Below are 4,374 nucleotides of genomic sequence, written 5' to 3' on the forward strand. Positions count from 1 at the left end.
AATCAAACAGAATCCAATCCGTAACGTTTTTCAGATTACATTATTCATCTGAGTAATTATTCCCTTGTTGGAAGTTCAGACTTATAGATTTTCCAATAATTTTTGTTGGTGAGTAACTTATAGATAACGTGTTTGTATATGATTAGTGGCGTGTTTCAGCACCTAATTTAGCAAATAAAAACCGAATAGAAAATCTGCAAAGATTTTCGTAAGCAAGCTAAAACTAGCCATTAATTATATACGGTGTTGTGGTTAGTTATTTTTGTCCGATACATAAACTTCTTTCTCAAAATATTTTTTATGATCGCTTACAGTTCCGATCGCTGAATCATTTCCGATATTTTTTATTTCGTATAATTCCTCAATAATTTGTCCTTTAATATTTTGTTTTCCTAATTTGTATCCAAAAATTCCAAATCTATAGTCATTATTTTTAATTCCAAAAGTGTCCAATTTTATTTCATTTTCCGAGTACTGATTTTCAATTACTACATATATTAACTTTTTGTAAACCTCAAAATTTGAATTGTAATCAAAACTCGCTATATTTTTTCCGACTTTAATCGTGTCTGGAATTTTTAAGTTGAAGAATGAACTGTTTTTATATTTGACTTCTCCATTTAGGTCGAAATATATTGATTGATTTTTATACAAACTATCTCTTATAGTTAACCATTCAGATTTTTCTTTAAGAGAGCCATCTTCTCTGTATAAAAACCACCAGCCTTTTTGAAATCCGTTTTCGACCAAACCTTTTTCATTTATTTTTCCATTTTCGAAATAGTTAAACAACGTGTCGGCTGGAATTCCATTTTTAAAGTAAGACAACGATTTTAGTTTTCCGTTTTCATAAGTCTCTCCGCCAAAACCAGTAAATATAGAATCGGCTTTAAAATCTATAAATTCCACCTTAACCATTTCTCCGTTGTATTCTTGAAAAATGTCTTTTTTTTCAGATTTACAGTTGAGAAATAATAATGTTAATAGTATGTAAGTCAGTTTCTTCATAATTAACCACAACGTGTTTGTATATGGTTTGTTGCGTGTTTCAGCACCTAATTTAGCAAATAAAAACCGAATAGAAAATCCGCGAGGGTTTTCGTAAGCAGGCTAGAACTAGCAATAAATTATATACGGTGTTGGCAATAGTTATTCCTGTGAAAAATATTCTTTTTTAATTATTTCTTTTTTTATTTCATCTTTTATCTCAGTGTAAATATCAAATATTATTTTTTTATTAATATCCTCTCTACTAAATATATTTTCTAGATTGGTTATTAATTCATTTACTGAGGATTTCCATATTGTCAATAGTACAAATATATGCCTCAAGTATTTTGAAGGATGAATTTGTTCTTCAGGTTTAATGACTACAGACGACAACTTTATAGCATCTTCTAAATACTCACTTAACTCTTCGTTATAAACTAATTTAGAATAGTTAATAGAGGCAATGGTTTTATTAATTTTGTTATTTGAAACTTCAATAGCCTTTATGAACAAGTTAAGAGATTCTAAGGGTTCTGAAGATGAAAGCGCGTTGCCCTTTTCATTAAAAAAGTCAAAACTAATATTACTAATATATTTATCTAGTAATTTTATTGTAATGTCTTTGTCAAACTTAGAGCATATTTTTATAATATTTAATTGAAGGTTTGTATCTAAGTTTTCTATAGTATTTAGTACAGGTTTTATATACTTTGAAAATTCCAATTCAGATTCACAACAAACTCTACAAATTTTATTAAAAACAGGATTTATAAAAATTTCGTTAGTTTTTTTAGACTTAAAAAGAAATTCTAGGGATTTTGCTTTATCCTTTAAAGCTAATTTTAAAAGTCTATTAGATTGTCCGTTGATAGACCCAAGAACTTTTGGGTCAACTTCAATAAAAGTAGATAAAAAGGTGCTGAAATCATCTATTTGACCAGCAAATATATTTCGAGGTGTATTTCCTACAGACTTAACACTTCTTTTCATTTCTAAATAAAGTCTTTTAAGAATATCTAAATCAGTGGTTTTCTTAAATAGATATGAATAGGTGTAGTTATCAGGACTTAAAAACTCAGTCATTTTATTGTATATTTCTAAAGCATCTTGAATTGAATCAATTTTTTTTATTGCCATATTATAATCATACACTGAAGTCGGAAAACCCCAAGTTCTTTTTTCATCTAATGTGTATAATTTGTTAAATAATGAATCTAGCCTAGTTAAATTAAATTTTGGGTGTATAACATCTATGCTGTTGAAATTTTTATCTTTTAAAAAATCTAAATAAGCTTCTTCAATTACTATATTTGATTTTATCTCAATAAAATTTAGAGATGTATCATCTGAAACCAATGTATTTAAAGTTGCTTCCCATTCATAAGGACTTAATTCTTCATTAATATACTTTTCAGTAAATTTTTTAATATTCAAATCTAAAAACTCTCTTTTTGTTGCTTCAAAATTTAAAAAATGAAAATGCAATTTTAGTCCTAATAAAACAGCTAACTCTTTATATTTATCTCTTTTTTTTAAGCCTTCAAATCTTTCTCTCATTGCATCCAATGGCAGAACAACTGAACCAAAATTGCCATCAAAATTTTTCGGATTAGTTTTGAATTTATCTTTGTTTAATTCCAAAAAATCACTTACATCTTTATCTTGACTGTTAAATCGAGGTATATGAAATCTGTTTTCAACAATTTTATAAAATAAGTTTCTATCTAATTTATTTTGGAATTTATCATATTCTGGACCTCTGCGACAAGTAATTACACATTTTATATTTTTACTAAAAGAATTCTGTAAAACTATATTTGATAATAACAAGTTTAAAGAATCATTATTGTCATAACAATATTCATCAACATCATCTAAAAATACAATTACATTTTTTAGAGTTTTTGGAATATTATATTCTGCAATATTTTTGTTTTTTACAGGAATAATTAAATTGCTATTTCTATCTTTTTTCAAATAGTCATATACGATTCTTGTTTTTCCTGACAATGGATTCCCAATAATGATAGTAATAGGATTGACAGAAATTGATTTTTTTATTTCTGAATAAATGTTATGGTCAAAAAACAAATCTTCTATATATTCAGATTCCCTCCAGCCAAGAATTGTTCTAGGGTCTAGATTTTCTTTATTTAAATCAATATGTTTGTGTGATTGTCCACTCATTTGATTGGAAGAGTATCAATTTCTTTTATTCTTGTTGTATCAGATTTTTTAATTTTAAGAGTGTTTTCAATCAAATCTATTTCACTTGATTCGTTTTTCTTTAAGCTATTTTTATAAGTAAGATACCCTAAAGTTAAAACAAAAAGAGTGTTCAACAGTAGAGCTATTATCTTAAGTTTTTTATATAAATAATCAATTAAAAAAGGTCTACTTCTAATAATGAACTTATTTTTATCAATGTAATGTTGACCTTCAAATGTGATTCTGTAAGCATTATTAGTTTTTTTACAATACTCAAGTTTACACAAGTATTCTAAAGCTAAAAAAACTGTTTGTTTATCGAAAGTATTATTTTTATTCAAGTCTTCAACTGTCAATAAATCAATTGTTTCATTTAATCTGTCTAACTCAATTAATATTAAATCTAATACTTTAATTTTATTCATAGATATTCTTTTAATTATTGCCAACGGTTTTGTATATGGAAAGTTGCGTTTTTGTAAGCGAGGATTTTCCGAAGGAAAATCAGAAGTAGCAAAAGAGCAACCAACTTTATTTAAGCACTAATCTAGCAATTTTTTATATACGGTGTTAGTTTTTAGTGCTTTTTAGGTTCCAACATTTTTCTACTTTTATTCACTTTCACTTTTCAATTCCGTAAACTAGCTAAAAATTCCGATCGAGTGATTTTCTTTTTCTTTTAGAGTTTGAGTAAATAATTCGGAACTTTCTAAATTCCGATTGAGTGAGTTTTAGCGTAATCTGTTTTTGTTTTTTTATTCCGCAAACAAGCTAAATATTCCGCAAAATATTTCATTTAGAGTTTGAGTAAGATTTTTTTTAACTAATGGAATTAAAGCATATTATCGCTAAGTTTTCAATCTCCGCAAACTTGCTTAAGCATTAAAACTAACGTGTTTGTATATGGTTTGTTGCGTGGTTAAGAACGTAATTTAGCAAATAAAAACCGAATAGAAAATCCGCGAGGGTTTTCGTAAGCAGGCTAGAACCAGCAATAAATTATATACGTTGTTAGCAAATGCAGCTCTAATTAGTAGTAAACTTAATAAAAAGAAATTTCCAACGTTAAATAAGAGCAGATAGATTTTCGCACCAGATAATCTGTTTATTATTTAGTTAATTAAAATCTTTGTGACTTCAGTTTTACTTTTAGTTCCGATTTATCTAAGCAAATTT

3 protein-coding genes are annotated in these 4,374 nt (G+C 26.8%); all 3 read right to left on the reverse strand.

Annotated elements, in window-relative coordinates; translation table 11 throughout:
* Positions 1-252: 252 nt before the first annotated feature.
* Positions 253-1,008, reverse strand: a complete 756-nt coding sequence (locus tag ACVCXO_RS02915) for a hypothetical protein (RefSeq protein WP_452228099.1) — start codon at positions 1,006-1,008, stop codon at positions 253-255.
* A gap of 141 nt (positions 1,009-1,149) precedes the next feature.
* Positions 1,150-3,177 carry a hypothetical protein gene (locus ACVCXO_RS02920; RefSeq protein ID WP_452228100.1) on the reverse strand — a complete coding sequence of 676 codons (2,028 nt, stop codon included), beginning with the start codon at positions 3,175-3,177 and terminating at the stop codon, positions 1,150-1,152.
* Positions 3,174-3,623 carry a hypothetical protein gene (locus ACVCXO_RS02925; RefSeq protein ID WP_452228101.1) on the reverse strand — a complete coding sequence of 150 codons (450 nt, stop codon included), beginning with the start codon at positions 3,621-3,623 and terminating at the stop codon, positions 3,174-3,176. Before ACVCXO_RS02925 ends, ACVCXO_RS02920 begins: the two co-directional genes overlap by 4 nt.
* Between the last annotated feature and the right edge of the window lie 751 nt (positions 3,624-4,374).

This window comes from Lacinutrix sp. MEBiC02404 (genome assembly GCF_053601575.1).

Bases quoted from the DNA above. Each gene is read 5' to 3' on its own strand.
- ACVCXO_RS02925 (WP_452228101.1), bottom strand. From the start codon at position 3,623: ATGAATAAAATTAAAGTATTAGATTTAATATTAATTGAGTTAGACAGA.
- ACVCXO_RS02915 (WP_452228099.1), bottom strand. From the start codon at position 1,008: ATGAAGAAACTGACTTACATACTATTAACATTATTATTTCTCAACTGT.
- ACVCXO_RS02920 (WP_452228100.1), bottom strand. From the start codon at position 3,177: ATGAGTGGACAATCACACAAACATATTGATTTAAATAAAGAAAATCTA.